Annotated in this window: 27 protein-coding genes; 4 read left to right on the forward strand and 23 right to left on the reverse strand. The window is 52.0% G+C overall.

Annotation, left to right across the window (positions count from 1 at the left end):
• Positions 1-9: 9 nt before the first annotated feature.
• The 19 genes from BMI79_RS12495 to BMI79_RS12585 form a co-directional block, all read right to left on the reverse strand.
• Positions 10-600, reverse strand: a complete 591-nt coding sequence (locus BMI79_RS12495) for a tail fiber assembly protein (protein ID WP_076942465.1) — start codon at positions 598-600, stop codon at positions 10-12.
• A complete protein-coding gene (locus BMI79_RS12500; protein ID WP_076942466.1) occupies positions 600-1,277 on the reverse strand; it encodes a tail fiber protein in 678 nt (225 codons plus the stop codon). Before BMI79_RS12500 ends, BMI79_RS12495 begins: the two co-directional genes overlap by 1 nt.
• A complete protein-coding gene (locus tag BMI79_RS12505; protein WP_076942467.1) occupies positions 1,270-1,938 on the reverse strand; it encodes a DUF2612 domain-containing protein in 669 nt (222 codons plus the stop codon). Before BMI79_RS12505 ends, BMI79_RS12500 begins: the two co-directional genes overlap by 8 nt.
• A complete protein-coding gene (locus tag BMI79_RS12510; RefSeq protein ID WP_076942468.1) occupies positions 1,935-3,119 on the reverse strand; it encodes a baseplate J/gp47 family protein in 1,185 nt (394 codons plus the stop codon). The genes BMI79_RS12505 and BMI79_RS12510 overlap by 4 nt, the downstream gene beginning before the upstream one ends.
• Positions 3,116-3,469: a contractile injection system sheath initiator gene (locus BMI79_RS12515; RefSeq protein ID WP_076942469.1), complete on the reverse strand. Its 354-nt coding sequence runs from the start codon at positions 3,467-3,469 to the stop codon at positions 3,116-3,118. Before BMI79_RS12515 ends, BMI79_RS12510 begins: the two co-directional genes overlap by 4 nt.
• Complete coding sequence (locus tag BMI79_RS12520; protein ID WP_076942470.1) at positions 3,469-4,224, reverse strand: Gp138 family membrane-puncturing spike protein; 756 nt, start codon at positions 4,222-4,224, stop codon at positions 3,469-3,471. The genes BMI79_RS12515 and BMI79_RS12520 overlap by 1 nt, the downstream gene beginning before the upstream one ends.
• A complete protein-coding gene (locus BMI79_RS12525) occupies positions 4,214-5,170 on the reverse strand; it encodes a phage protein (RefSeq protein WP_076942471.1) in 957 nt (318 codons plus the stop codon). The genes BMI79_RS12520 and BMI79_RS12525 overlap by 11 nt, the downstream gene beginning before the upstream one ends.
• A 33-nt stretch (positions 5,171-5,203) precedes the next feature.
• Positions 5,204-5,503, reverse strand: a complete 300-nt coding sequence (locus BMI79_RS12530; protein WP_095996130.1) for a phage baseplate plug family protein — start codon at positions 5,501-5,503, stop codon at positions 5,204-5,206.
• A complete protein-coding gene (locus tag BMI79_RS12535) occupies positions 5,500-6,135 on the reverse strand; it encodes a phage baseplate protein (protein ID WP_083704436.1) in 636 nt (211 codons plus the stop codon). Before BMI79_RS12535 ends, BMI79_RS12530 begins: the two co-directional genes overlap by 4 nt.
• Entirely contained in the window at positions 6,135-7,784 is a 1,650-nt protein-coding gene (locus BMI79_RS12540; RefSeq protein WP_076942474.1) for an NlpC/P60 family protein, read from the reverse strand. Before BMI79_RS12540 ends, BMI79_RS12535 begins: the two co-directional genes overlap by 1 nt.
• 49 nt (positions 7,785-7,833) lie before the next feature.
• Positions 7,834-7,980 (reverse strand): DUF6889 family protein, encoded by a 147-nt coding sequence (locus BMI79_RS24255; RefSeq protein ID WP_076942678.1) that lies wholly within the window; start codon positions 7,978-7,980, stop codon positions 7,834-7,836.
• A 35-nt stretch (positions 7,981-8,015) separates the two neighbouring features.
• Complete coding sequence (locus tag BMI79_RS12550) at positions 8,016-8,414, reverse strand: phage tail assembly chaperone (protein WP_076942475.1); 399 nt, start codon at positions 8,412-8,414, stop codon at positions 8,016-8,018.
• Positions 8,415-8,416: 2 nt separating this feature from the next.
• Positions 8,417-8,857 carry a DUF3277 family protein gene (locus BMI79_RS12555; protein ID WP_076942476.1) on the reverse strand — a complete coding sequence of 147 codons (441 nt, stop codon included), beginning with the start codon at positions 8,855-8,857 and terminating at the stop codon, positions 8,417-8,419.
• A gap of 15 nt (positions 8,858-8,872) precedes the next feature.
• Entirely contained in the window at positions 8,873-10,345 is a 1,473-nt protein-coding gene (locus BMI79_RS12560; RefSeq protein ID WP_076942477.1) for a DUF3383 domain-containing protein, read from the reverse strand.
• A 3-nt stretch (positions 10,346-10,348) separates the two neighbouring features.
• A complete protein-coding gene (locus tag BMI79_RS12565; protein ID WP_076942478.1) occupies positions 10,349-10,939 on the reverse strand; it encodes a phage neck terminator protein in 591 nt (196 codons plus the stop codon).
• Entirely contained in the window at positions 10,923-11,318 is a 396-nt protein-coding gene (locus BMI79_RS12570; RefSeq protein ID WP_076942479.1) for a head-tail adaptor, read from the reverse strand. The genes BMI79_RS12565 and BMI79_RS12570 overlap by 17 nt, the downstream gene beginning before the upstream one ends.
• A gap of 72 nt (positions 11,319-11,390) precedes the next feature.
• Positions 11,391-11,804, reverse strand: coding sequence for a DUF4054 domain-containing protein (locus tag BMI79_RS12575; protein WP_076942480.1), 414 nt, complete (start codon positions 11,802-11,804; stop codon positions 11,391-11,393).
• A 201-nt stretch (positions 11,805-12,005) separates the two neighbouring features.
• Positions 12,006-13,292, reverse strand: coding sequence for a DUF1073 domain-containing protein (locus BMI79_RS12580; RefSeq protein ID WP_076942481.1), 1,287 nt, complete (start codon positions 13,290-13,292; stop codon positions 12,006-12,008).
• Between the two features lie 359 nt (positions 13,293-13,651).
• Positions 13,652-14,011, reverse strand: a complete 360-nt coding sequence (locus BMI79_RS12585) for an antiterminator Q family protein (protein WP_076942482.1) — start codon at positions 14,009-14,011, stop codon at positions 13,652-13,654.
• Positions 14,012-14,152: 141 nt separating this feature from the next.
• On the opposite strand from BMI79_RS12585, the gene BMI79_RS12590 reads away from it, so the two are divergent.
• Complete coding sequence (locus BMI79_RS12590) at positions 14,153-14,863, forward strand: XRE family transcriptional regulator (protein ID WP_076942483.1); 711 nt, start codon at positions 14,153-14,155, stop codon at positions 14,861-14,863.
• Positions 14,864-14,900: 37 nt separating this feature from the next.
• Here the strand turns inward: BMI79_RS12590 and cysH are convergent, their stop codons facing one another.
• The 3 genes from cysH to cysJ all read right to left on the reverse strand — a co-directional run bounded on the left by cysH (position 14,901) and on the right by cysJ (position 19,338).
• Positions 14,901-15,635 carry a phosphoadenosine phosphosulfate reductase gene (gene cysH / locus BMI79_RS12595; protein ID WP_076942484.1) on the reverse strand — a complete coding sequence of 245 codons (735 nt, stop codon included), beginning with the start codon at positions 15,633-15,635 and terminating at the stop codon, positions 14,901-14,903.
• Between the two features lie 179 nt (positions 15,636-15,814).
• Complete coding sequence (gene cysI / locus BMI79_RS12600) at positions 15,815-17,530, reverse strand: assimilatory sulfite reductase (NADPH) hemoprotein subunit (RefSeq protein WP_076942485.1); 1,716 nt, start codon at positions 17,528-17,530, stop codon at positions 15,815-15,817.
• Positions 17,530-19,338 (reverse strand): NADPH-dependent assimilatory sulfite reductase flavoprotein subunit, encoded by a 1,809-nt coding sequence (cysJ, locus tag BMI79_RS12605; RefSeq protein ID WP_076942486.1) that lies wholly within the window; start codon positions 19,336-19,338, stop codon positions 17,530-17,532. Before cysJ ends, cysI begins: the two co-directional genes overlap by 1 nt.
• A 422-nt stretch (positions 19,339-19,760) precedes the next feature.
• Between cysJ and queD the strand changes: the two genes are divergently transcribed.
• A complete protein-coding gene (gene queD / locus BMI79_RS12610; RefSeq protein WP_076942487.1) occupies positions 19,761-20,120 on the forward strand; it encodes a 6-carboxytetrahydropterin synthase QueD in 360 nt (119 codons plus the stop codon).
• Positions 20,121-20,183: 63 nt separating this feature from the next.
• Here queD and queE read toward each other — a convergent pair whose 3' ends face one another.
• Positions 20,184-20,855: a 7-carboxy-7-deazaguanine synthase QueE gene (gene queE, locus BMI79_RS12615; protein ID WP_076942488.1), complete on the reverse strand. Its 672-nt coding sequence runs from the start codon at positions 20,853-20,855 to the stop codon at positions 20,184-20,186.
• A 444-nt stretch (positions 20,856-21,299) separates the two neighbouring features.
• On the opposite strand from queE, the gene hutU reads away from it, so the two are divergent.
• Both hutU and hutH read left to right on the forward strand, forming a co-directional pair.
• Positions 21,300-22,991, forward strand: coding sequence for a urocanate hydratase (gene hutU, locus BMI79_RS12620; RefSeq protein ID WP_076942489.1), 1,692 nt, complete (start codon positions 21,300-21,302; stop codon positions 22,989-22,991).
• A complete protein-coding gene (hutH, locus tag BMI79_RS12625) occupies positions 22,988-24,523 on the forward strand; it encodes a histidine ammonia-lyase (RefSeq protein WP_076942490.1) in 1,536 nt (511 codons plus the stop codon). Before hutU ends, hutH begins: the two co-directional genes overlap by 4 nt.
• The last annotated feature ends 91 nt before the right edge of the window (positions 24,524-24,614 follow it).

Consider the following 24,614-nt stretch of genomic DNA (forward strand, 5'->3'; position numbering starts at 1 on the left):
CATCCTTTTTTACGCAGGTAATTCAGGCCAATTAATATCGGGCGCTGCATCCAGGTCTATACGACTTAATTGAACGCGATAGCGTCGCCAATGGCTGAGTAATTCAGCCTCCGCCTCGGTTGCCATACCTAAATCTACGGCATCAGTCAGGGGAGTAATTACCGCATTAGCTGCCGCGTTCAACTCTGCACGTTGATGGGTTGCAGTAACAATGTCGGCAGCGTGCTGTGCTGCTTGATCGGTACCCCATTCTTTGCCATCCCATTGATCAAATGGAGTAGTGGGTGCCAAAGCAGTGGTATTAAGTGGCAACGCTCCCAGCTCGTTAATCGTTACAGGTTGACCATTTTCGGTGTTATACAACTTTTTACCGCGATGATCTTCAATAACTTCCCACATATCATCGATGCGGCGAGCGATATATCCTGACTTCGTTTTTGGTGGTGCATCAGTACAGGCATTAGCGGGTAATCCTACACCTTCAGATAAAAACTCCTCACTATAATTCAGATACTCTCCTGTTGTACCATCGTAATTAAATACAGTGACTAATCCTGATGTAACGGCAGTATAATTATTATCTAAAATAGCCTGATTCATTATGCGGCTCTCACAATATAGTTAAACGCGATATTACGCGGTGCAGTTTCATTACCGCCCTCCTCTGTAATATATACTCCGCTCTCACCGTAATAGGCGAAATATGTCTGTGAGGAAGAAGCCCTGTACATCTCATGCACTGCTGGTACCTTGTTACCCGTTCCGTTGCCAAACAACAGCGCGTGATTGTGTTTACGCATCTTGTCTGTTTGGGGGCTAATGAGAGTTCGCCCCGTATCCACCCCTCTACCATCATCCCACCCGCGAATAAACTCGCCGCGTAAATCGGGTAATACGCCGCTGGGATATGCTAATGCCAAGTTGGGATAGAGCGTTTTACTGAATGTTGCGCCATTACATTTTAACCAGCCTGTGGGCGGGGTCGCTGTCGGCCAAGGGAGCGGGACGCCCGTTGGGGTTAGCAGGTTTTTTAACGCTGCAAGTAACGTCGAAGTATCGCCATTATCCAGCACATCCTTGCCACTACTATCGGCAATACACTGCGCCACCACGCTGCTGATAACGCTGGATTGCCTCCAGACGGTATTCAATTCTTTCGACTTTGCCGCACCTGAGGCAAAACCCTTGCCGCGCGCAGGCAGTGCCGACCAATCTGCCGGGGTGAGGACGTTAGCCCCAGCCCCAATGCCGAAGGGTAAAAACTCATTTTTAGCCATTAGTGATTTCCTTTAGGTCCAGGCCCCACATGCCTTTGTCAAAGCCGGACAGGTATTTGTTGTCAGCATCAAAACCGAATAACGGCCCCGGTTCCGATACCATGGTGTAATCTGCAATACGCACGCCGCCGGGTTTCACATCCAGATAGCCAAAGGCAATGATCGATTGCACCACGGCAGGTAATGGCGAACCGGTCAAATAGACGCTCATGGTCATATCAAGATTATCGACGGCAAAGATCTGAGTTTGGTCATCGGGGAAAACCCCCTGGTAGATGTTACTGAGGGTCGCCATCGTCCCGTCCCAGTTGTTCGCCAGGATTTTGGCACGCAGGATAGTGCGGTAAGCCTCATCATCCAGCGCGGTAAATCCCATATCATCGAACACGCCTTGCCAGCTCCCCTGGTTGTAACCTAACCCTTCTGTATCAAAGGAAAAATAGATGCCGTTAATGGTGCTTCTCACCACGCGGCCGATACCGATCCACAACCCCAGTGCGTCGAGCTGGCTGCTTACCGCACGATCGAGATCGAACTTATTGATAAAATCGTCCAGGGTTGACTGCAAAGCCGCAAACGGCGCACTGCTCAGGCCGATGGTGTCGAGATATTTCGGTTTACCGGCATGGTAGGCCGTGATAAGCGCTTGATAACGATTCATATTGTCACCACCGTGACGTTCGCGGCCGAACAGGTGACTGCCTGATTAAAAGTGACGTTGATATTAGCCGCCGCCAATGCACTGGAAGATTTACCGATTTGCAGATCGCTCAAGTCATACACACGCCCTTCGCCATTAAGGTTGGCAGGGACAAACAGGCGGTGCAGCAATACCGGATCGCCGATCGCCACGCCGTTAATGTAATCCGCAATAGCAGATTTCATCTGCTCAGCAATGTTAGTGGTATACCCCACCAACGGCTTCAAGGTGACGCGCACATAGATCGGCACGCTGGTTTTGCGAAAGAAAGAAACCGAACGCGTAATGCCGTACTGATCGGTCACCGGAACAACGGTGGTGCCATAGGTGCCGGTGCCTGGCGTTTTTTTGGTGGCAATCGTCTTGGCTATCTGCCGGTCATCGCCGCCGTCCACCACAATCGCAATCGAGTGGCTGGGGATACCGTTGCTGTCGGTGGTACTGGTATCATTTTCATAGCCCCGGTAGCGCTCCACATTAGGCAAAGTGGCGATGGCACCGATAATCCCCTCCAGCACAGTGCGCGATGGCAGCGAAACAGAACGCGCTTGGCGAATGCGCAATTCTGCATCCGACTCTACAGGTTGCCCCGGCGACGCCGCTTGTGGGTTAGTGACCGCTTGCCAGCCACGGGTTGGAGAACCAATGACGCTAAGATCGCCCGGCAATGCAATCACCGCACCGATAGCCTGGCAGGTCGCGGTCACGGTTACCTGCCCTGACGCACCAATCACTACGCTACTGGGCAGGCTCCAACTGATGCCGGTGGTGTCGCGCACCACACCGTTGGTGATTTGCGTGCCGACTTGCCCGGTGATCACCACGTCAGCCGTGGATTGGCTGGCAGCATTTTTAGTAATGCCATTGATTTTGACATTATTTTCCAAGGCGCGGCCCTGGGCCGTTGCTGGGCTGAAAGAGTTGAATACCGCAATCGCCATATTATTGGCGTCATGAATTGCCAGCGCTATCACGGCGATCCACTGCCCATCTTTGCTGTCTGGTTCCAGGTAGGCATCTTCGCCATAAATCTGGCGGAAAAAAGCCGTCAGCGAGCTAAGGATGGTCTGATAATCGGGCGCACTGATCCCGTGGGCATCGACGCTAGCCGATAACCCTAGTGTATCGAGATTGAGCATTATGCCTCGCTATTAATGGTAGTTGTGCCGTACAAGGTGTTGATTGAGGATGTAAAGGTCACACGGCGGGTCTGAGGGTTAGATTGCACCTGAAAATCGGTGATTTCATTCACTCCCCGGGTGCCAAGAATACGTTCGCGAACGGCCATCTGATAAACCAGCGACCTGTGTTTTCCCAGAATATTGGCTTTATAGGGCGTACCTGCGGCCGTATCCAAAAACCACTCCCCTTGCCACAGCTCAAAACGGGTTTTCACTGCCTGAGCCACCGCCTCTGGGGTATTAACCATAAAGGTGTTATCTCCCGCGCCAAAAATGTAATCGCCAGAGCTATCTTCTCTGCGGTAACGCATTATTGTGCTCCTCCTGTGCTGCCACTGCCGGTCTGCACACCGCCATGCTTGTGATTTTTCAGGCTGATACCGGCTGCGGTAACATCGTTTTTTACCGTCACCGGCCCGTTAATGGTAGCGCTGCCACCACTGCTCCCCATGCCCTGCGACAGATTGCCATTGATGGTGACATTGCCATTAAACACGATGGTAGGAGAGGTGATCTCCGTTCCACCGTTGGCATTTGCCGTCAGTTTTCCTGACGTGATGACATTAACCGCATGGCTGCCGGGGATCAGTTCGATCATCGCGGCCCCATCGTCACTGCGCAGTTGTGCCGATGAGGTGCTGATGTTACTGATTCTGTGGGGCTGCGATTGTGGCCCAAGAATGGCAAAGGCATCTGCCAGATGGTGCATACGCCCATCTACCGCATCCTGTACATCCCCACTTTGCCACCAGAAATCAATACAGCGGTCGGCAAACACCACCAGGCATTCATCGCCTGCTTTCACTGGAAATGTCAGGCTGACGCCACCGCCACGCGGGAAGATCACTGGCACATCGACCAGCAGAGGTAATTCAGTCTGGGTGACTGTACCGTCGGGATTTTCAACCCTGCCACGAATGGCAGGGCGCACTTCGCAGGTCACAGCATCGGCATTAAAAGATTCGATAATACCCGGCATCGCCACACGCAGTTCTGAGTGAAGAGATTCCCGTAGAGTATCGAGAATATTCTCCGTCGAACTGGCCCGTTCTTTATTAGTTATCATTACTTCTCACCTTATTTAAGGCGATAGCACCTGCTTTGCCTTTTGCGACACAAACCAGATCCATATACCACTCATTGCCGCGAGTATCGCCATGGTAAGAGATATTAATCACCTTATAATCGCCATCTTTTGACAAGACGGAAGACATTGCCTTGCTCTGCTTTTTGGCTACTCTGGCTGAATCCGCACTCATAACCTCTGTGGATGAAGTCGATTTATAGACACTGCTATTATCGAGCCTAATCAAGCTATTAATAACAATACTGGGGTTAATTAAACACTGCAGATTAATCCCACCATCAATCGTCTGCTGGGGCATCCCAACTAATCCGGTCTTATTGTTAAGAATAATAATGTTGGTACTATGAGAATTGTCAGGCCGTATCTGGATAGTATTGTTTACGTACTGCCAGGTAGCCTTGGTTTGCGACGCCAAGCGGTCCATCTCATCCCGGTGCATACCATAAATCGGTTTGCCACGGGGCATTTTTATATCATCCAGTTCAGGAATAAGGCCTACGGTCACGCCAAACGCCCTTACAGAGTTCAACAAGGCTTGAAAAACATCTGTTTTACTGTACCCCGCTGCCAACGTGGTATTTACTGTGGCATAGCAAAAGGCTTTGTCGTTCTCCGATGCCTGGATAGTGACAAAGGTATCCGTCGCATTATCCCTACCATCGATGGAAAAACTTATCTCCCCACTGAATATTAAACTGACATTATCCTGATAGCCTGCCGATAATTGTATTTGTGCAAACTCTCCGCGCGTTATTTTATTCGCCACATCCGATGAGAGGTTATAAATTTTAAACACCGCGACTTTAGGATATTTTGTGTCTTGCCAATTGATTGAAAAAGTGAATTTAAAGGGAGATAAATCCAGCCCATTCCCCTTTTCATCAACTATCACCAGAGAGCATTTCCTTATCCAGTTTTTGCTCATTTTTCACCTACAGATAAAGTTACTCCGTTTAAGTCAGTTGGCAATAAAATAAAGATGCCCACCGCTACCCAGATTCTCTTTGGTAGGAACCGCATAAATATCAACGTCGGAGGCTACCACCAGCGCGCCATTCAAACCCAGGTGTCGATAGGGTTGTAAAAGGTTAGTACCGGTCACCAGAGGTATACCATTGACAATATCGGCTCCAGTACTGCTTGCAACATCGAGAATCCAGCCAGCCATATCACGCCAGAGTAAGGTCATTTGATATTCAATACCCCTCAATGTGATTCTGAAGCGCTGATTATCTGCAGTCAGTGCAATCTCTATCATAACCCCAATACTCCTTTAAGTTCAGACACTCCCGTTCTTATCGAGCCAGTGACGGTATCGACAAAGGATTTCAACATATTATTCGGATTTACCGTCAGCGGGTTTTTTAACCCAGTATTGGAAATACCGGCGGTATTCTGCCCTTGAGCCATATCTTCAACCGGGGTCGCGGTAATAGTTTGAGTATTAGTGATATTGATTTGCTGCATAGTGATGGTGATCATCAACACATTTTCAGTGGCTGCATCCGTTGTCACATCCAATGAGCGGATCAGCATATTTTCATACTCTCGCTTACCGGTAATAACAGTAAAATGTTCAAATGTGTTTTGTAACTTCAGTAACTGCTGATAGATCTCTCTCGGACTGGTACCAATGGAAAGTTCATATCCTGCAATTTCATACTGCGAGGTATCAAAAAAATCCACCAATGAACCTGCACCGGCAAACCCCAGTTCCATCACCAGATCGGCAGGGCGATTATAGGCGTGATCGTTAATCGCCGCCCCAACCCCCACCGGATGTTCGGTGATTACCGTGCTATCGTTGTGCTTCTCGCTGATCACAATGTTGGGCACAATGATTCCAATACGCCGTTTTTGCTGATTAAACAGCACTGATAGCAGATCCATTATGATGTCCTCGGTGTTATTTTGCGCACCATATCTCTATTCACCCTATCCTGAGCGCTGGTCACTATTTTTCCTAGCTCTTGAGGATCCTTACACGCGGAATTTAATGTAATTGAGGTGTTCTGGTTAATCACTGGTGAAGTTGGCCCCGATGCACAACAACAACCCCCTTTTGCCGAGCGATAATCTTCAGGCTGACGCCCGAGCAGTGCCTGAGTGGCGTGTTGCAAGTTAGGAACAGTTAACTGCCTTAATGCCGACACCATGCCGCCCAGTAAATCGTAGCCGCGTGGCAATTTCTTTTCTTTCGCTATGTCTGCGCTATTTTTTTCCACCACGGGTGCAGGAGCCACTTTAGGGGGAGATGATTTTTTTTGAGCGACGACTGTATTTTTTATAGGGGCTTGATTTACATATTCAGGCTTAATACGTAAATATGAAGTAGGTTTTTTCCAGTAACCAGATTTAGGACCAAATTTTACCGTACCCGACCGACCCGGCTTCTTATCATTACCACGGGTACTGAAGTAAGTGCCTGTTCCATCACTACCTATTGGCGTTTCAACAACCCCAACATGATTATCCTTACCGCGCCACAGAGCCAGATCGCCAGGTTTGACATCTTTAGGATCTATGATGTCATAGTATTTCGACTTTGCTAACTCTGCGGTACTTTGATAGGGAACATTGTGCCCAAGCTCTTTCCCTATTGCATGAGTTAAATGTGAGCAATCATAAAGGGTGTTACCATTAGCCTGATTGCCATTAGCCCCATATTTATAGAGCGTATTTTTATATTTATCTTTAATCTCCTGTGTTAGTGGCAAAGGTTGGCTAATACTGCTATGTTCTTTACCCTCATTTTCTAACTTTGATGACAGAGAGTATGTTGCATTACTTTCATCATTACCATCAGATGACAAGACATTTTTATATTGGTACCCTTCAAGATTAGGAGCTAGCATAGTTACAGCCTCCTCACCTAACTTAGCATAAGAACTTATTAGGGTTTTATTACCATCTCTATCATCAACACCCAAAGCATAATACTTTATCGCCCCCAATGGTTTCATATGTGCAGACATAGCAAACCCAGCTATTTTAGCTGCAGAGCTACTCTCGTTTAAAGCTGGAGAGAATATTTTATCTACAACTTTTTTACCATTACTATTTTTTTTATAGGTTTTGTTAACCCTCATCCCCATCTTAATATTAGAGTTTGTATTATCAATAAAAGCTTTGTATTGAATATCTACATCCGACAAATAAGATTTTAACCCTCCAGGCAATATCCAATTATTATCATCCCTAAGGAATTTTTCGTGAGGTGACGGCTCTCCATTTCTTCTGGAGTATAAGCCTTTTCCTTTAGGATATTTTTCGAGCAAATGCTTAATGTTAGCTTTTTTTATCAAACCAACATTAGCAAGAGCCTCCGCACCAAATTGGAATAGCCCTAAATACCCATATGGATTGATAATTTTTTTGTCATTAGAGCTTTCGCGTGCGCTAACAGCTATCGCTAGAGCACGTGATTGCTCGGCATTTAATCCATTAATTTCTTGTTTTTTTTCAATACTCCCAAAAAGTGCATTACCGGCTTTAATTAAATCAGCCCTATCTTTTGGGATGTTTATTTCCTTGCTCATTATTACCTCCATAAAATTAAGAGGGTTTGGCGATCCCCTAATGACTTAATTAACTCTGTCGGCGCCATTTCTCTACCCTTTCAGCGTTATCAAACTGCAGGTCGAGAAAATCATTCATCAATGCCACATCAGCCAGGCCAATAGAACGATCGCGCAGTGCAGTATACGGGATAAGACCTGCGTCGACCGGGCGCAGCAGGTACTCTTCCCCCCCCGGCAGGGTATCCAGCGTTAAACCGCTGGCAGGTCGGCTATCTCGCTGGCGAGGGGTACGGGAAAAAAATCGCCAAGGGAATCTCGGAGAACGTTACCGACCAGTTCCAGCATGCCCAGCATGTCGATATCGTCAAACATCATCACGCCATCCTGGAAAACTGCGGTCCAGATTTTGCCGTTCTTGCGCGAGACCACTGAGAGGCAAGGATGCAGGATCGCATCACAGTCGGCGTCGCTCATGGCGGCAACGGCTTCCGCCACCTGCGGCAACAACGCCACAAGCGTAATTTCACCACTTTTCAGTTCCTCAAAAACCCCCGCCACCGCGGGGAGTAATTTACGAGAAACACGAAACTGGTCGAAAACATCGAGCTTTACTGCCCGATATTCCTGCCCTTTTAACTCAAATTCCATAGTTAGAACTCTCCAAGCATCTGGTCGATCTTGCCGCAGTCAAACACCCAGCTCACATTGCCGCCTTCTTTGGCATTCACATGGTCAGGGCGTTTTTGGAACGCACAGTTACGCGCCACAATGGTATCCCCAGAGGCGGTATTACGAATGGTGATGATGTTATTCCCCCACAGAGTTGAAGACATGCCCTGTGCACCATAGACAGAAGAGAGCTTTTTGTTCACCGGTGAGGTTTTCAGCAGCGTAACGGTAACGGTGCCGGACTTGGCGGCGTGCAGGCTGTGCATCACTTCCCCATCTGCCCCCAGAGTCATGGTGTTTTGCGGCCCGCTCATGGAGACCACGATCCCCTCGTCGGCGTTAGAGGCGCCATAACCCAAATCAATCACCCCAGTCGGGCCTGCCAAGGTGGCGCTAACGTCTGCAAATGAATAAGTAGCCATAGTTTTTTCCTTAAATTAACGATTTACGTTGATGATGACATCGGCGTAATGAACTGCGCCCGCCAGTTTGATGGCACACTGAATGATCGGTGCACGGCGTTTTTCACGTTCTGCCTGAGATTGTTCGGCAATCGGTGAGGCATAGGTGTAATAGCCTTTGGTCAGCGTCTCACCCGATTGCAGAATACCCAGCGGCCCGCCATTCCATACCCCTGGAGCAATTAGCCCGTTATCGACACCTTTCGCCAGTGACTGCTCGACGTTGGTCAACAGCCGTGTCACACCGCCATCGGTTTGTGGAATTTTGCTGGTAGAGGTGAACAGCAGGTTGTAGAGATTGTTCTGCACATAGTTTTGCAACCAGTCCAGACCATGACGCTCATCGATAAAGTCGCCATTACACATCACCCCTTCCTGGATGATCGCCGTGTCGTTGTTGTAATTGACAAAGACGTTGGCATTTTTTCCTTGCAGCGTATTGGCATCGTTTTGCGACAGCGTTTCAGCGGTAATGCCCGGTTGCTGTTTGAACTTCAGGGTGATAGTGGTGTTGTTACCACTGAAATTGACCGTAAAGGCGCGACCAAACAGCGAAGCCACTGCATAGGGATTGGCGCTCGAATACTGCACCAAAGTGCGTGAATAGTTTGCGGCTTTCAGGGTGCTGGCAATATCCGTGCTGCTGCCTGCATTGAGGATGCTGGTATTTTGCGTGGTGTGGCCAAAAACACGTGCAACAGCATCAGATTCAATCAGCGCAGCAACCTTGGTGACATCTGCATCACTCAGTGAAGTATCCGCAATCATCAGGCCGTACCAGGCGGTAGATTGGCTGGCCAGTGCAGCGACACACTCATCAATCTTCTCTGCCGCTCTGCGCGGCACCATTAACGCACCGACGCTTTGTACCAACCCCATCAAAACAGAGAGATCGGTACCGGTATTCACCGAACCATAAGTGACGGCAGACGTCGTACCTGTGGTTTTTGAGCTGATGATAAAACGGCTGCCATCCCACACCACAGTGGCCGTACCAATAGCAGTAGCCACTTTGGCAGCAATACCGTTCAAGCTGGTGTCGGCGGAGAAGTCCAGTGGGCCCACGGTTTTCACGGTGCCATCAACGGTGATTTTCATTGAGGCATCTTTCACCACAGTAAACCGGCTCAGTTGCTGTTGCGCTGGCGTCAGAACGCCACCACGCAAGAGTGCGGAAGCATCGGTTTTCGCCCAGCGCCCGATCAGCAGATCCACCGGGCGCGGAGATTGCTGATAGTAAAGGTTTGCGGCTTGATATTCCGGTGAGTTGAGGCCGAAATCTGCCACGACACCGCTGATGTCACTGTAGGCCCGTAAGCGTTCGTTAACATCAATGACTGGCGAATTGCCAACAATCAGCAAAGAACCAAAGTTACGAGCCTGTGCCGCGCGGACTGCCATATTCACAGACACGTTGATAATATTAGAAACAGGTAATCCCTGTGACATAAGTTACTCTCCAAAAAAGTGTGTTGGTGCTTCGAGGATAGAGTGGATCGCGTACTCTCTGACCACTTTCCGCTGGAGCGTCAAGCGTTGATCGTAACGTCTAACCCACTGATTATTTTTAAGTTCATGGGCTGAAACTATGGCTCCCGACGCAGAGAATGCGAGGCCAGCCTGATTCAGTGCTTCCCGGTTTTGCGCTATGGCGACACCATCTCGGAACTGGGTAGCGAGCAGCTGTCCATGAGGGCCGTAAAAACTGACCACGATTTCAATCAGTTCATTGCGCCAGAGCTGCACGCTGTCGTCCGTCTGATGAGTGAATGCCGGATTATCGTTAGCCTGAAATTTCAGTATTCCTAAGGAACACCAATCTTCCGAGGCCAACGGCTGGTGGGGTTGTTCGGCAGTCCACTCCAATAAAACGTACTTCGGCGGTAGCCCAGAGACACCCCGTACCCAGCGGGAAAGGATGCGTTCCAGTTCGATGTCATCCTGTTGCGATGACGAAATAGGTCTTAGGTAAGTGACTTCAGCGTTGTTAAGGTTGCCGTTTTCAAGGTGGCTAAGGCTATTACTGTCAGAGTTGTTGTTCATCCGGTACCCCGCCGTCAAACGGCATCAGTTCACAATGGGCCAGTACGAATCCGGCACCATAAGTAAGGTAGGGATCGACAAAGGTCACTCGGTAATCACGTCCTTGATAAGTGACAATATCGGCGTCACGTCCACTTTGCCCCTGGGTTAATCTCTCCAACGTGATGATCTGTATCGAGCCGCTAATCGTCTGGCTCGGCGGCGTACGCTGGGTCATCAGCGAATGGTTCACCGTGACCACCCCGATAAACGGCCTGGATTGCCGGACAACGCTGGTGACACCATCATCGTCTGTCAGCAACAGATTGCTTGTGACCACCAGCGTCGAATCGGCAAAATCGGCATCCAGCAGAATTTCGGTCACATCAAGCAGCGGCATGACAACCCCCTGATGACCTTTTCCTGGGTTGAAGCGCGGCAAAGTTCACGCTATTTTTCATCGTATTAGCGCTCATAACTGCTGCCCTCCTGCGCCAAACAGCAACAGCAGGTCGTAAAACTCGGCGCCATAGCGGCTATGATTCCACCAGCTCGCCTGAGGATTGAGCGTCGCGCCGTTGTCGTAACGAATACTGACTTTATCCACCGACTTTGCCGCTAATACGCCACTGTTATCACCGCTGCCGCCCCCCAAGGCACTGGTTCGCATATCGGCCGCAAACAGGGTGAGATAGTGGGCAACGAACAACTCGACCACGTAGGGGTAGAGCGGGTCATAACGTGCTTCATCCAGTAGTTGATCGGCCAATGCCAGATGGAGGGCAATCTGCGCCGAGGGATAACGAGTCACATCGCTAAATTGTGGAAAATCACTACGGAACTGCGCTTCAGAGGGCAGCGTCCGATTTCTCGGTTGTGGTGGCATAATTAATGTCCCCCTTTAATGGCTTCCGACACCGGCGGCTTTCGGCCCCATCCCGTTTGTGGTGTTGCCGGAGCCACCGTTCGGCATACCAGTGGCTTGCCAAAACACAATAGGAACCCCTCGGCTAGGCGATAACGGGTGTTATCGCGCCGTACATTAAAAAAATATTTCATGGTGATAAATCCTTGGGAAAGGGCTGTTTCAGCCCTGGCGCAAGCGGGCTAAATCCTCTGAGCGAATGGTAGAACCAATACCCGTTACCCGTGATGAGTCACGCAACTGCTCCGCACCAGCATAAGGTGTCATCACGCCGCTGCTCACGGCGTTGCCGATCGCTTCAACGGTCTGCATAGCGACCTTGCTGCGATCAAGTTCTGACATCTGCCATAACGGATTGAAGCTGAATGCAAAATCTTCCGGCAAGGCTTTGCCCAATACGGAGCGATGCAGGATCGACATCAGGGTATAAACCGGGCGGCGCAGTTGCCGGGCCTGCTGAGCCATGATGCCATCGTAGTAATTTGCCAAATCAACATCACCCGTCGTAAAACCAGCCGGAGATTGGCCAAACAACCGAACCAAGGGGATGTTAAGCGCCCCTGAAAGCTGTTGCGCAAACTGCGCCAGAACCTCAGGTAAACCATTAAGGTGATAGGCATGGGTTTCGAACTTGTCGCTGGCATCCATCAGCGTCAGGCCATCAATCGACTGCCCTTGTTGAATAGCCACCATCTGGGCCAACAATGCTTCTCTCGCTGGCCCCCCCATCGCCAGAATCTTACGCAGGTCGGCCACGCTATAGGTACGCAGATGCGCCTTACTCATCAGTTGTACGGTAGCAGTGGAGGCGCTATCAAACGCCAGTATCCGGTCATAAATGCGCTCTATTACACTAACTCCCCAGCCGTTCTCATCCTGGGTCAGCGGGCTAGCATCAAAACGGATAGCCCGGCTGTAATGGATTTTCCACGGAGGAATGCCCGTTGAGGTATCCGTCACCTGGTAAAAACGCGGTTGCCCTAAATCAGGCCCCAGCGCACTTTCCCTGTCACTCAGCGATGGCGAAACTTGCCAGCGATTCAAGGGGGCAATGCCACGGAATGCGCCCGTTTTCACGGTCTCTACCCGCAGAGGCGTTGACATATCGTCGCCATCAAGCAAGATGACGCCAAGCGCACCGCCGTACAATCGGCTTTGCTTGATGACGTTATTCAGGCTATTCCACAGAGCTAAACACTCCCAGACACCTTGCAGACGCTGCTTTGCATCCGGTTCTAGAGTAGAGGTTATCGTGATCCCGTTACGGGTCATATCTTCTGCTACGGTGTCCACTGCCGCACCGACCAGCCATGATGAACGGTAAGCTGAGTCAATTAATGACCGCTCAGCGCTGATCTTGTCAGGAAAGGGACTTTCACTGCCGGAAAATGCTGGCACACGAATGCCTGGTAGCAACGTTACACCACCGTTACCCAGCTGAGTTGCCATGGTATTCGTAGGCTGACTATTGAGTGAGGTATCTGTTACCATTCTCTCGCCCTATGTGATTGATAGTATTTAATAAAATATGTTTATTCGAGGTTGCCCTTCCCGGTTGAAAATCAACGAGAACCAGTAACCGTCACGGTAAAATCGTGAAGATCTTTTCTGAAGTACAAACAAAAAAGCCCTTCACGCAGAGGAGAAGGGCTTCAGGTGGCTGAGTTCAAGATACAACTCTTTGACCTTATAGTTGTTACTATACCAGCTAATCTGATTAATTCAACACTTTTTTGTTGTTATATTTGTTGTGGGTAAAAAAATACCGCCTTGCGGCGGTATCTCGGGAAAGCATGGGGAAAGCCTCTTCAAGCGCTAACTGCAGTCTCGGTATAAGAGAAGATCTGCCCGGCAATGAAGGCCTCGGCGATACGCAGCAGGTTGGCAACATAGCTCTGAGCTTTACCGATCTCTTTTGCCAAACGGTTCTGGCTGACACGATAAACATAGTGAGCGATAATCAATTTATAAGCCAATAAATCAAAGCGTTTCAGCCCCGCAACGGCTGCATCGATCAGCATACCCTCTTTGTCATCAATGCGAGTTCGGTTGGAATTGCTCATCGGCAACGCTTCCTGAAAAGTGATATTTACCGTTGAATATTCGGTTCCCAGATGACAACGAGCCCAGTTGCCCCACGTCTCGAGGCTGTCCTTTACATTGTTCATTTATTCTCCAATACAGGCTAACTATCGTTGTTGTATGTTACATACTTATAGTTGTTGAATCAATATAACCAAGTTGTGCCAACCCCCACAGGTTGTTATTGTACTTTTTTCATTTATAATCTGGGGAACAGGAGACGAATTATGCAAACTTTAGGTGAACGCCTAGCGAAACGGCGCGAGCAGCTCGGCTTGAGCCAAAAAGCCCTGGCAGAAAAGGTGGGGGTCAGTCAGCAGTCCATCAATAAAATCGAGACTGGGCAAACCCGATCGCCACGCAATCTGGAGAAGCTGGCTGAAGCACTTTCGGTCACCTCGCAGTGGCTGTTGTTTGGCGAGGCAAACGCCGCAACGGCCTTACCCGAGCTCGATGAAATCAAAGAGAGCCGCTTACGCGTCGAAGAGTGGGAGTCGATGGAGCAGGATCACAAAGAGTTCATCGATATCCCGGTGCTAGACGTTGAGGCGTCAGCGGGCAGCGGTGCCATGCCCGAAGAAGAAAGGGAAATCTATCGCCTGCCGTTTCGGCGCTATACCCTACGCCGCTTGGGGGTGAATGCCCGTGATGCCCGGGTTGTCAGAGTCATTGGCAATAGCATGGCACCGCTGTTGCGCAGCGGCGATGTGGTCGGGATTGATACCGCGAATCAGTTTCCAATCAATGATGGTGATTATTATGCGATCCGGGATGGGGATTTAATCCGCGTCAAGCAGTTGGTGGCCAAGCCTGACGGTGGGGTGATCATCAAGAGCTTTAATAGTGCTGAATATCCCGATGAGTCTCTGAATCGTCAGGAGTTTGAACAGCGCATCCATATTATTGGCCGGGTTTTCTGGTCTTCGACTCTCTGGTAAACACAATGAGGGGTTCTCCCCCTCATTGTCAGCCATCTTACCCCTCGTGCAAGCCACACTCGCGCTTCAGGCCGAAGAAGCGGGTTTCCTCCTCCTTCATGCCCTCTTCCCATTTACGGGTGGTGTGCGTATCCCCCACCGATAGATACCCTTTTTCCCACAGCGGGTGATAACTCAGCCCGTGCTCGGTCAGATACTGGTAAATCTGGCGATTATCCCAGTCGATGATCGGCAAAATCTTGAACACCCCGCGTTGCACCGCCAGCACCGGCAGGTTGGCACGGCTGCCGGACTGTTCGCGGCGTAAACCGGCGAACCAGGTCTGCGCGCCCAGCGTTTCCAGCGCGCGATTCATTGGTTCAACCTTGTTGATCTGATTGTATTTCTCAATCCCCTCAACGCCCTGCTCCCACAGTTTACCGTAACGTGCTTCCTGCCAGGCCGGTGACTGCTCGGCACGGAACACGTGCAGATTGAGCTGCAGTTTGTCGGCCAGTTGATCGATAAACTGATAGGTCTCTGGGAACAGGTAACCGGTATCGGTCAGGATCACTGGGATATCCGGCTTGATGCGGGTGACCAGATGCAAGCAGACAGCCGCCTGAATACCAAAGCTGGAAGAAAGCACAAATTCACCCGGCAAATGCTCCAGCGCCCAGGCGACTCGTTCCTGCGCCGAAAGGTGTTCCAACTGACCATTGACTACCGCCAGTGCCAGCGCCTGCCCTGATTTTGGCAAAGCATTTAGCGCTACCAGATCGAGTTCAGCCATGTTGCTTGCCTCCTGATACTGCTCATTAATCCCCTCACCCCATCCCTCTCCCCAAAGGAGAGGGAGTAAGGCTATGCACTTGATGAGTTCCTGATTCCTATTGAACCAGCGAGCTCAAACCGTTCCCTCTTACTTTCGGTGAGGAGGAATATAGACACCCGACTCGAATGTCGCGTTTTTTAATCCCAGAAGTCCCGAGCTGAGTCCACCACCGGCCGGACAATCCCGGCGCGGATCGTGAAATCACCAAACCCCTCGCCCGCATTGCGTTCTTGCGCCCAACGGCCGACCAACTGGTCGATCTCCTGCAGGATGTCGGCTTCGTTAATGTTCTCACGGTACATACGTGGAATGCGCGTCCCCTCACGGTTACCGCCAAGGTGCAGGTTGTAACGGCCAATCGCTTTGCCCACCAGGCCAATCTCTGCCAGCAACGCACGGCCACAGCCGTTCGGGCAACCGGTGATACGCAACACAATATGCTCATCGCCAACGCCATGCTGCTGCATAATGCCTTCGACTTTGGTAACAAACTCCGGCAGGAAACGTTCGGCTTCGGCCATCGCCAGCGGGCAGGTGGGATAAGAGACGCAGGCCATTGAGTTTTTGCGTTGCTCACTGACCGCATCGTCGATCAAGCCATGCTTGCGCGCCAACGCTTCGATCTTCGCCTTCTCACTCTCTGGCACGCCAGCCACGATCAGGTTCTGGTTGGCCGTCAGGCGGAAATCCCCTTTGTGGATCTTGGCGATCTCGGCCATGCCGGTTTTCAGCGGGCGCCCTGGGTAATCCAGCAGGCGGCCGTTCTCAATAAACAGCGTTAAGTGCCACTGGTTATCAATGCCTTTTACCCAACCGATACGATCGCCGCGGCCGGTAAATTCATACGGGCGTACCGGTTCAAAGGTGATACCGGCGCGTTTTTCCACTTCGGCGCGGAAGGTGTCAACACCGACACGCTCCAGCGTGTATTTGGTTTTGGCATTCTTGCGATCGGTACGGTTGCCCCAATCACGCTGGGTCGTAACCACCGCTTCAGCCACCGCCAACGTGTGCTCCAACGGGATATAACCGAATTCACTCGCCTTGCGCGCATAGGTTTTCTTATTACCGTGTTCGATCGACAACCCCCCCCCCACTAGCAGGTTAAAGCCCACCAACTTGCCGTTTTTAGCGATCGCCACAAAGTTCATGTCATTGGCGTGCAGATCGACATCGTTTTGCGGCGGGATCACCACCGTAGTTTTAAACTTACGCGGCAGATAGGTGGCCCCGAGGATCGGCTCTTCATCGGTGGTCGCGATCTTTTCCTGATCCAACCACACTTCGGCGTAAGCTCGGGTGCGCGGTAACAGGTGCTCAGAGATTTTCTTCGCCCACTCGTAGGCTTGCAGATGCAGCTCAGACTCTACCGGATTCGAGGTACACAGCACGTTACGGTTAACGTCATTGGCGGTAGCCAATGCGTCCAACCCCAGACGGTTCAACAACTGGTGGGCCGGTTTCACATTGCCTTTCAGGATGCCGTGGAACTGGAACGTCTGGCGGTTAGTAATACGGATGCTACCGTACAGGGTGCTTTCCTGCGCAAATTTATCGATGCCCAACCACTGCTGCGGGGTGATAATCCCACCTGGCAGGCGGCAGCGCAGCATCATGGCGTGGCGGGGTTCCAGTTTTTGCTCGGCACGCTCTGCGCGAATATCACGATCGTCCTGTTGGTACATACCGTGGAAACGGATCAGCAGGAAGTTGTCGCCGTTAAAGCCGCCGGTCAGGCCGTCTTTTAAGTCCTCCGCAATGGTACCGCGCAGGAAGTTGCTCTCTTTCTTCAAGCGCTCGGCATCGGCCAATTTGCCTTCAACCACCAGAGGCCCTGGGTGTTTATCACTCATCAGTAAACATCTCGCTGATAACGGCGCTCAAGGCGCAGCTCACTTAAAAATTCATCTGCCTGCTCGGTATCCATACCACCGTGCTCGGCCACCAGTGCTAATAATGTGTTTTCAACGTCTTTCGCCATGCGGTTAGCATCGCCACAGACATAAATATGGGCACCTTGCTGGATCCAGCGCCAGACTTCTGCACCCTGTTCGCGCAGTTTGTCCTGCACGTAGACTTTATGCTGCTGATCGCGCGACCAGGCCAGATCGATACGGGTCAGTAAGCCGTCTTTCACATAGCGTTGCCATTCAACCTGATACAGAAAATCTTCGGTAAAATGCGGGTTGCCGAAGAACAGCCAGTTTTTCCCCGTTGCGCCATCGGCCTCACGCTGCTGCATAAAGGCGCGGAACGGCGCAATACCGGTGCCGGGGCCGATCATGATCACCGGCGTTTCAGGGTTGGCTGGCAGACGGAAGTTGTCGTTATGTTCGATAAACACCCGCAGTTCGCCCTCTTCTTCCAGACGATCCGCCAGGAAGCTGGAAGCGCCACCGGCACGGGCACGGCCATCGATGTCGTAACGCACCACCCCCACGGTGATATGCACTTCGTTTTCATTCTCTGCCTGAGAAGAGGCGATCGAATACAAACGTGGCGTTAACGGGCGCAACAGACCAATCAATTGCTCAGCGTGCAAATCCGCCGGAGCCTGGCGCACCATGTCAACAATCGGCGTATTGTGCGCGTAGTGTTGCAGCTTGGATTTATCGGCCAGCAGGCCAATCAGTTTTTCATCACGTGACAGCGCAGCGTATTTTTCCACAATGAGTGTGGTGTTCTGCGTCAGTTCAAAGTGGGTGCGCAACGCATCGCGCAGCGGCAGGGTGTTACCTTCTACCGCAACCGGTTCGTCCCCCTTCAGCCACAGCAACTGCACCAATTCGTCCACCAACAGCGGATCGTTATCAAACCAGACACCCAACGCGTCCCCCGGTTGATAACGCAAACCGGAATCCCCTAAGTCGATCTCGATATGGCGCACATCTTTATCTGAGCCACGGCCGGTAATCTTTTGCTTCACCGCCAGTTGCGCGGTCAGCGGCTGCTCTTTGCTGTAAAGACTGCTGCTGTGCAGATCGGCAGCACCGCTCGCTAATAGGCTTGGCGCACTACCTTCTGCTGGCGCTCGCCCCTTCAGCACCTCCACCACCTGCTTGCGCCAGGCGCTTGCCAGCTCTTGGTATTCCACATCGGCATCAATGCGTTCAACCAGCCGCTCAGCGCCCAGCTCGGCCAGCTTGGCATCAAAGTCTTTACCGGATTGGCAGAAGTTCTCGTAAGAGGTGTCGCCCAAACCGAATACGGCAAAGGCGGTGTCGGTGAGTTTTGGCGCTTTTTTGGAATGCAGGAATTTATGCAGAGCCACGGCTTCTTCCGCCGGTTCGCCTTCCCCTTGCGTCGAGGCGATGAGCACCAGCAGGCGTTCCTGAGCGATTTGTTTGAACTTGTAGTCACCCGCATTCACCAAGGTGACGCTCAGTTTAGCCGCCAGCAGATCGTCACGCAGCTGTTCCGCCAACCGGCGCGCATTGCCAGTCTGTGAGGCAGAGATCAGGGTAATGCTGGCCGCCGCCGCGGCAGCAGGTACATCCGCGGTGCTGGCGACAGCTCCCGGTTGCTGATTAACCATTCCCCAGAAATAGCCGGACAGCCACGCCAGTTGCGTGGGGGAATATTCACCAATCGCGGCCTGAAGGCGTGCCAACTGTTCGGGTGTCAGCGGGAGCAAAGATGTTGGGGGAACCTGAGTCGTCATCGCAGTACGGATATCCTATGCTTAGCCAGTGTCAGTCGCTGTATTGTCGTTATTTGTAGATCAGGAGAGTTTGTAAGGTTACCGAGCGTCATTGCAACGATTAAATAAGGGATAGCAATAAATAATAACCAAAATGACTAAGCTGTTTTTCTGGTAAGTGATAACGCTTAAAGCACTAAGAGAGTTTTTTTATCGCCATGAAAGTAAAACACTTTTTTTACTCTTTTTTGCATGAAGCGGATTTAGGGTTAACGACCTCATCCGATAAGCACTGCGCCGACCAAACAAAAAAAGTGTTAACCCCACCGATGGCTGAGCCACAGCGGTTTGAAAGAGCAAGGTGGGAAGAAGGGTATAAATGGTAAGCAAAGCCGCTTTTCGCTACACTGTGCGGCGTTTTTAGAATCAATGAGGCCAAAATAATGGCAACCACGCTGTTTAAAGATTTTCTATTTGAAGCTGCCCATCGTTTGCCGCATGTCCCTGAAGGCCATAAGTGTGGCCGCCTGCATGGGCATTCATTTATGGTGCGCTTGGAAGTCACGGGTGAAGTGGATGCACACACCGGTTGGGTAATGGATTTTGCCGAACTGAAGGCGGCGTTTGAGCCAATTTGGCAACGCCTGGACCACCATTATCTGAACGATATTCCCGGATTGGAAAATCCCACCAGCGAAGTCCTGGCCGCCTGGATCTGGCAGCAACTCAAACCGCAGCTGCCGGAATTGACGGCGGTGATGGTGAAAGAAACCTGTACCGCAGGCTGTGTGTATAAAGGCTGAAAGATGAAAGCACAGAGTGAGGGGCTTTCGTTCCCTCACCCTCTTTCCTCACATTGGCAAATCTCAGGCAATATTCAAATACTTATGCGTCTGCATCGAAAGCCGCCAGTTGCGAGCGATGCAGGTGGCAATACACAAACGCGTCGCCTCTTCTTTCTGGCTGATCGGCTGCAACGCGATAATACGGCGTTTTTCATCCTGCAGCGTTGCCAGTAACTCATCCAATGCATCAATATCACGCTCGCGCCCGACCGGATGTTTGATCTCATCAGCACGCATCAGCGCCTGTGGCAAGACGGTCAACCCCCCACGCATCTTCACTTTTGGTGAAACCGTCACCCAGGTGGTAGGCGAACAGAGGATCTCATGGGTACCGCTGGTTTCGATCTGGCAGCCATAGCCACTGTTTTCAAACAACGTGGTCAGCGGGATCAGATCGTAGATGCAGGGTTCACCACCGGTAATCACAATATGGCGGGCGGTGTAACCTTGCTGCTGGATCACCTCAAGCAGCTGTTCGGCGCTGGCGCTGCCCCAAGCATCGCTCTCGGCGGTTTTCACCAGGATCCGCTGCATATCCACTTCCCGATCGGTATCCTTTTCCCAGGTGTGTTTGGTATCACACCAGCTACACCCCACAGGGCAGCCCTGCAGGCGGATAAAAATAGCCGGAACACCGGTAAAATAGCCTTCACCTTGCAAGGTTTGAAACATTTCGTTAATCGGATACTGCATTGGCTTCTCAATCTGGCAGGGCAAAAGGGTATTATCGCAGATTTCAAATTATGCGCCACAGCGCTGCCCAGCATCGGGCCAGCGAATCCTGGCAGCCCCCAGCTACGATATGGCTCTTTTATGGCCACGCATCTAACTTGTAATGGGTATGTAAAATTATTGTGATTTAACGCTCAAAAATGACGCAACTTTAATTCATTTTTGTCTGGTAGCTCACTATTTTTCTGGGTTAAACCCATGGTTTTCCCACTCATTTCTAAGCTAGTTGATTGATTAAAAAAAGAAATCACTTTTTCTTATGGCATTTTCCTCGCTGACTGGTCAGTGTTGCATATGCTTGTACATACAAGTATATGTTAATTATCCCGACGCATTGTTATGACATGGTGAGTGATCTACTGCTGTGTCATAAAATTTGTACCGATACTGTTTGAGGAAATAGCTGTGACTGCAAATAACAAAGTTCGCAACGTCGATATACGCGCTCCCCGCGGCACACAATTAAATGCCAAGAGCTGGCTGACCGAAGCTCCCCTGCGTATGCTAATGAACAATCTCGATCCTGAAGTAGCGGAAAATCCGCACGAGCTGGTGGTGTATGGCGGTATCGGCCGCGCTGCCCGTGATTGGGATTGCTACGACAAGATTGTCGAAACCCTCAAAAAACTGGAAAACGACGAAACCCTGCTGGTGCAGTCCGGCAAGCCGGTCGGCGTATTCAAAACTCACAGCAATGCCCCGCGCGTGCTGATCGCCAACTCTAACCTGGTGCCCCATTGGGCGACCTGGGAGCACTTCAACGAACTGGATGCCAAGGGCCTGGCGATGTACGGCCAGATGACCGCCGGCAGTTGGATCTACATTGGTAGCCAAGGCATCGTGCAAGGCACTTATGAAACCTTCGTCGAAGCAGGGCGCCAGCATTACAACGGCAGCCTGCAGGGCCGCTGGGTATTAACCGCTGGCCTGGGTGGCATGGGCGGCGCACAGCCACTGGCCGCCACGCTGGCTGGCGCTTGCTCGCTGAACATCGAATGTCAGCAGAGCCGCATCGATTTTCGCCTGAAAACCCGCTACGTCGATGAGCAGGCAACCGATCTGGACGACGCACTGGCGCGTATCAAGCGCTACACCGCCGAGGGCAAAGCCATCTCCATCGCGCTGTGTGGCAATGCGGCAGAGATCCTGCCGGAGTTGGTCAAACGCGGTGTGCGCCCGGATATGGTGACCGATCAGACCAGCGCCCACGATCCGCTCAACGGTTACCTGCCAAAAGGCTGGAGCTGGGAAGAGTATCGCCGCCGTGCGCAGACCGAACCCGCGCTGGTGGTCAAAGCGGCCAAACAATCCATGGCCGAACATGTTGAAGCGATGCTGGCATTCCAGAAAATGGGCGTGCCGACCTTTGACTATGGCAACAACATCCGCCAGATGGCAAAAGAGATGGGTGTCAGCAATGCCTTCGACTTCCCAGGCTTTGTTCCGGCATATATCCGCCCGCTGTTCTGCCGCGGCGTCGGTCCGTTCCGCTGGGCGGCACTGTCTGGCGATCCGCAGGATATCTTTAAGACCGATGCCATGGTGAAAGAGCTGATCCCAGACGATGAGCATCTGCATCGCTGGTTGGACATGGCGCGTGAGCGCATCAGCTTCCAGGGCTTGCCAGCGCGTATCTGCTGGGTTGGCCTGGGCCAACGCGCCAAGCTGGGGCTGGCGTTCAATGAAATGGTGCGCCGTGGCGAACTGTCCGCGCCAATCGTCATTGGCCGCGATCATCTGGATTCCGGCTCAGTATCCAGCCCGAACCGTGAAACCGAAGCGATGAAAGACGGCTCAGACGCAGTATCTGACTGGCCGCTGCTCAATGCCCTGCTGAACACCGCCAGCGGTGCAACCTGGGTTTCTCTGCACCACGGTGGTGGCGTCGGTATGGGCTTCTCGCAGCATTCCGGGATGGTGATCGTCTGTGACGGCACCGACGAAGCCGCTGAGCGTATCGCCCGCGTACTGCATAACGATCCGGCCACCGGCGTGATGCGCCATGCCGATGCAGGCTATGATATTGCTATCGATTGTGCACGTGAGCAGGGCCTCAACCTGCCAATGGTCGCGGCCACTCAGGGAGACAAAGCATGAAAGCGCTGACTATCCGCCCAGGAAAACTGACACTTGCCGAGCTGCGCCAGGTTTATCAACATCCGGTGAAGCTGACTCTGGACGACAATGCCTATGGCGCGATCCAAAAAAGCGTGGCCTGTGTAGAGCGCATTGTGGCAGAAAACCGTACCACCTACGGCATCAACACCGGCTTTGGCCTGCTGGCCTCAACCCGCATCGCCCGCGAAGATTTGGAAAACTTGCAGCGTTCCATCGTTCTTTCACATGCGGCAGGAGTGGGAGCAGCCACCGACGACAGCCTGGTGCGCCTGATCATGGTGCTGAAGATCAACAGCCTGTCACGCGGTTTTTCCGGCATCCGCCTGGAAGTGATTCAGGCATTGATGGCCCTGGTGAACGCCGAAGTCTATCCGCATATCCCACTGAAAGGCTCTGTCGGTGCTTCCGGCGATCTGGCCCCGCTGGCGCACATGAGCCTGGTATTGCTGGGTGAAGGCAAGGCCCGTTATCAGGGCGAATGGTTGCCAGCCGTTGAGGCGCTGGCCAAAGCAGGCCTGAAGCCGATTCAGCTTGCCGCCAAAGAAGGACTAGCCCTGCTCAACGGCACACAGGTCTCCGCCGCCTTTGCCCTACGCGGCCTGTTTGATGCAGAAGATTTATACGCGGCAGCCACCGTGACCGGCAGCCTGACGGTAGAAGCAGCATTAGGTTCTCGCAGCCCGTTCGATGCTCGAATCCACGAAGTGCGCGGCCAGCGCGGCCAGATCGACGCCGCCGCGGCCTATCGCCACCTGTTGGGCCAACGCAGCGCCGTATCCGATTCACACCAGAACTGTGAGAAGGTGCAAGATCCCTACTCTCTGCGCTGCCAGCCACAGGTGATGGGGGCGTGCCTGACGCAGATCCGCAATGCGGCAGAGGTGCTGGAGATCGAAGCCAACGCGGTTTCCGACAACCCGCTGGTATTTGCCGAACAGGGCGATGTGCTCTCCGGTGGTAACTTCCACGCCGAGCCGGTAGCCATGGCCGCCGATAACCTGGCGTTGGCATTCGCCGAAATCGGTTCGCTCACCGAACGCCGTATTTCCTTGATGATGGATAAACACATGTCGCAGCTACCGCCCTTCTTGGTGGATAACGGCGGCGTGAACTCAGGCTTTATGATCGCTCAGGTCACGGCAGCAGCCTTGACCAGCGAGAACAAAGCGCTGGCCCACCCGGCCAGCGTCGACAGTATTCCCACCTCTGCCAACCAGGAAGACCACGTCTCCATGGCACCTGCCGCTGGCCGCCGCCTGTGGGAAATGGCCGATAACGTGCGCGGTATCCTGGCGGTGGAATGGCTGGCGGCCTGTCAGGGGCTGGATCTGCGCAAAGGCCTGCAAACCACCGAAAGCCTGGAGCAGGCACGCCGCCTGCTGCGCGAACATGTCAGTTACTACGATAAGGATCGGTTCTTCGCCCCCGATATCGAAGCTGCAAGTCAGTTGTTGGCAGCAGGTCACCTGACATCGCTGATGCCCGCGGCGCTGTTGCCTAGCCAGGCATAGCCCTTTACACACCTAATGGGTTTCAAATCGTAGAAAACAACACTGCGGTTTGAAAAACAGAGGGATATACCCTACAAGTTCGTACTCTGTC

The sequence above is a fragment of the Serratia oryzae genome (assembly GCF_001976145.1).
Taxonomy (GTDB): domain Bacteria; phylum Pseudomonadota; class Gammaproteobacteria; order Enterobacterales; family Enterobacteriaceae; genus Chania; species Chania oryzae.

Coding starts and splice junctions, on each gene's coding strand:
- BMI79_RS12565 (WP_076942478.1), bottom strand. CDS start 10,939: ATGAACAACAACTCTGACAGTAATAGCCTTAGCCACCTTGAAAACGGC.
- BMI79_RS12560 (WP_076942477.1), bottom strand. CDS start 10,345: ATGTCACAGGGATTACCTGTTTCTAATATTATCAACGTGTCTGTGAAT.
- BMI79_RS12515 (WP_076942469.1), bottom strand. CDS start 3,469: ATGCGTTACCGCAGAGAAGATAGCTCTGGCGATTACATTTTTGGCGCG.
- BMI79_RS12530 (WP_095996130.1), bottom strand. CDS start 5,503: ATGATAGAGATTGCACTGACTGCAGATAATCAGCGCTTCAGAATCACA.
- BMI79_RS12580 (WP_076942481.1), bottom strand. CDS start 13,292: ATGGCAACTCAGCTGGGTAACGGTGGTGTAACGTTGCTACCAGGCATT.
- queD (WP_076942487.1), top strand. CDS start 19,761: ATGGCAACCACGCTGTTTAAAGATTTTCTATTTGAAGCTGCCCATCGT.
- BMI79_RS12590 (WP_076942483.1), top strand. CDS start 14,153: ATGCAAACTTTAGGTGAACGCCTAGCGAAACGGCGCGAGCAGCTCGGC.
- BMI79_RS12535 (WP_083704436.1), bottom strand. CDS start 6,135: ATGGATCTGCTATCAGTGCTGTTTAATCAGCAAAAACGGCGTATTGGA.
- BMI79_RS12585 (WP_076942482.1), bottom strand. CDS start 14,011: ATGAACAATGTAAAGGACAGCCTCGAGACGTGGGGCAACTGGGCTCGT.
- BMI79_RS12550 (WP_076942475.1), bottom strand. CDS start 8,414: ATGGAATTTGAGTTAAAAGGGCAGGAATATCGGGCAGTAAAGCTCGAT.
- BMI79_RS12500 (WP_076942466.1), bottom strand. CDS start 1,277: ATGGCTAAAAATGAGTTTTTACCCTTCGGCATTGGGGCTGGGGCTAAC.
- cysJ (WP_076942486.1), bottom strand. CDS start 19,338: ATGACGACTCAGGTTCCCCCAACATCTTTGCTCCCGCTGACACCCGAA.
- BMI79_RS12520 (WP_076942470.1), bottom strand. CDS start 4,224: ATGATAACTAATAAAGAACGGGCCAGTTCGACGGAGAATATTCTCGAT.
- cysI (WP_076942485.1), bottom strand. CDS start 17,530: ATGAGTGATAAACACCCAGGGCCTCTGGTGGTTGAAGGCAAATTGGCC.
- BMI79_RS12540 (WP_076942474.1), bottom strand. CDS start 7,784: ATGAGCAAGGAAATAAACATCCCAAAAGATAGGGCTGATTTAATTAAA.
- BMI79_RS12570 (WP_076942479.1), bottom strand. CDS start 11,318: ATGCCGCTGCTTGATGTGACCGAAATTCTGCTGGATGCCGATTTTGCC.
- queE (WP_076942488.1), bottom strand. CDS start 20,855: ATGCAGTATCCGATTAACGAAATGTTTCAAACCTTGCAAGGTGAAGGC.
- BMI79_RS12525 (WP_076942471.1), bottom strand. CDS start 5,170: ATGAGCAAAAACTGGATAAGGAAATGCTCTCTGGTGATAGTTGATGAA.
- BMI79_RS12555 (WP_076942476.1), bottom strand. CDS start 8,857: ATGGCTACTTATTCATTTGCAGACGTTAGCGCCACCTTGGCAGGCCCG.
- BMI79_RS12575 (WP_076942480.1), bottom strand. CDS start 11,804: ATGCCACCACAACCGAGAAATCGGACGCTGCCCTCTGAAGCGCAGTTC.
- BMI79_RS12505 (WP_076942467.1), bottom strand. CDS start 1,938: ATGAATCGTTATCAAGCGCTTATCACGGCCTACCATGCCGGTAAACCG.
- cysH (WP_076942484.1), bottom strand. CDS start 15,635: ATGGCTGAACTCGATCTGGTAGCGCTAAATGCTTTGCCAAAATCAGGG.
- hutH (WP_076942490.1), top strand. CDS start 22,988: ATGAAAGCGCTGACTATCCGCCCAGGAAAACTGACACTTGCCGAGCTG.
- BMI79_RS12495 (WP_076942465.1), bottom strand. CDS start 600: ATGAATCAGGCTATTTTAGATAATAATTATACTGCCGTTACATCAGGA.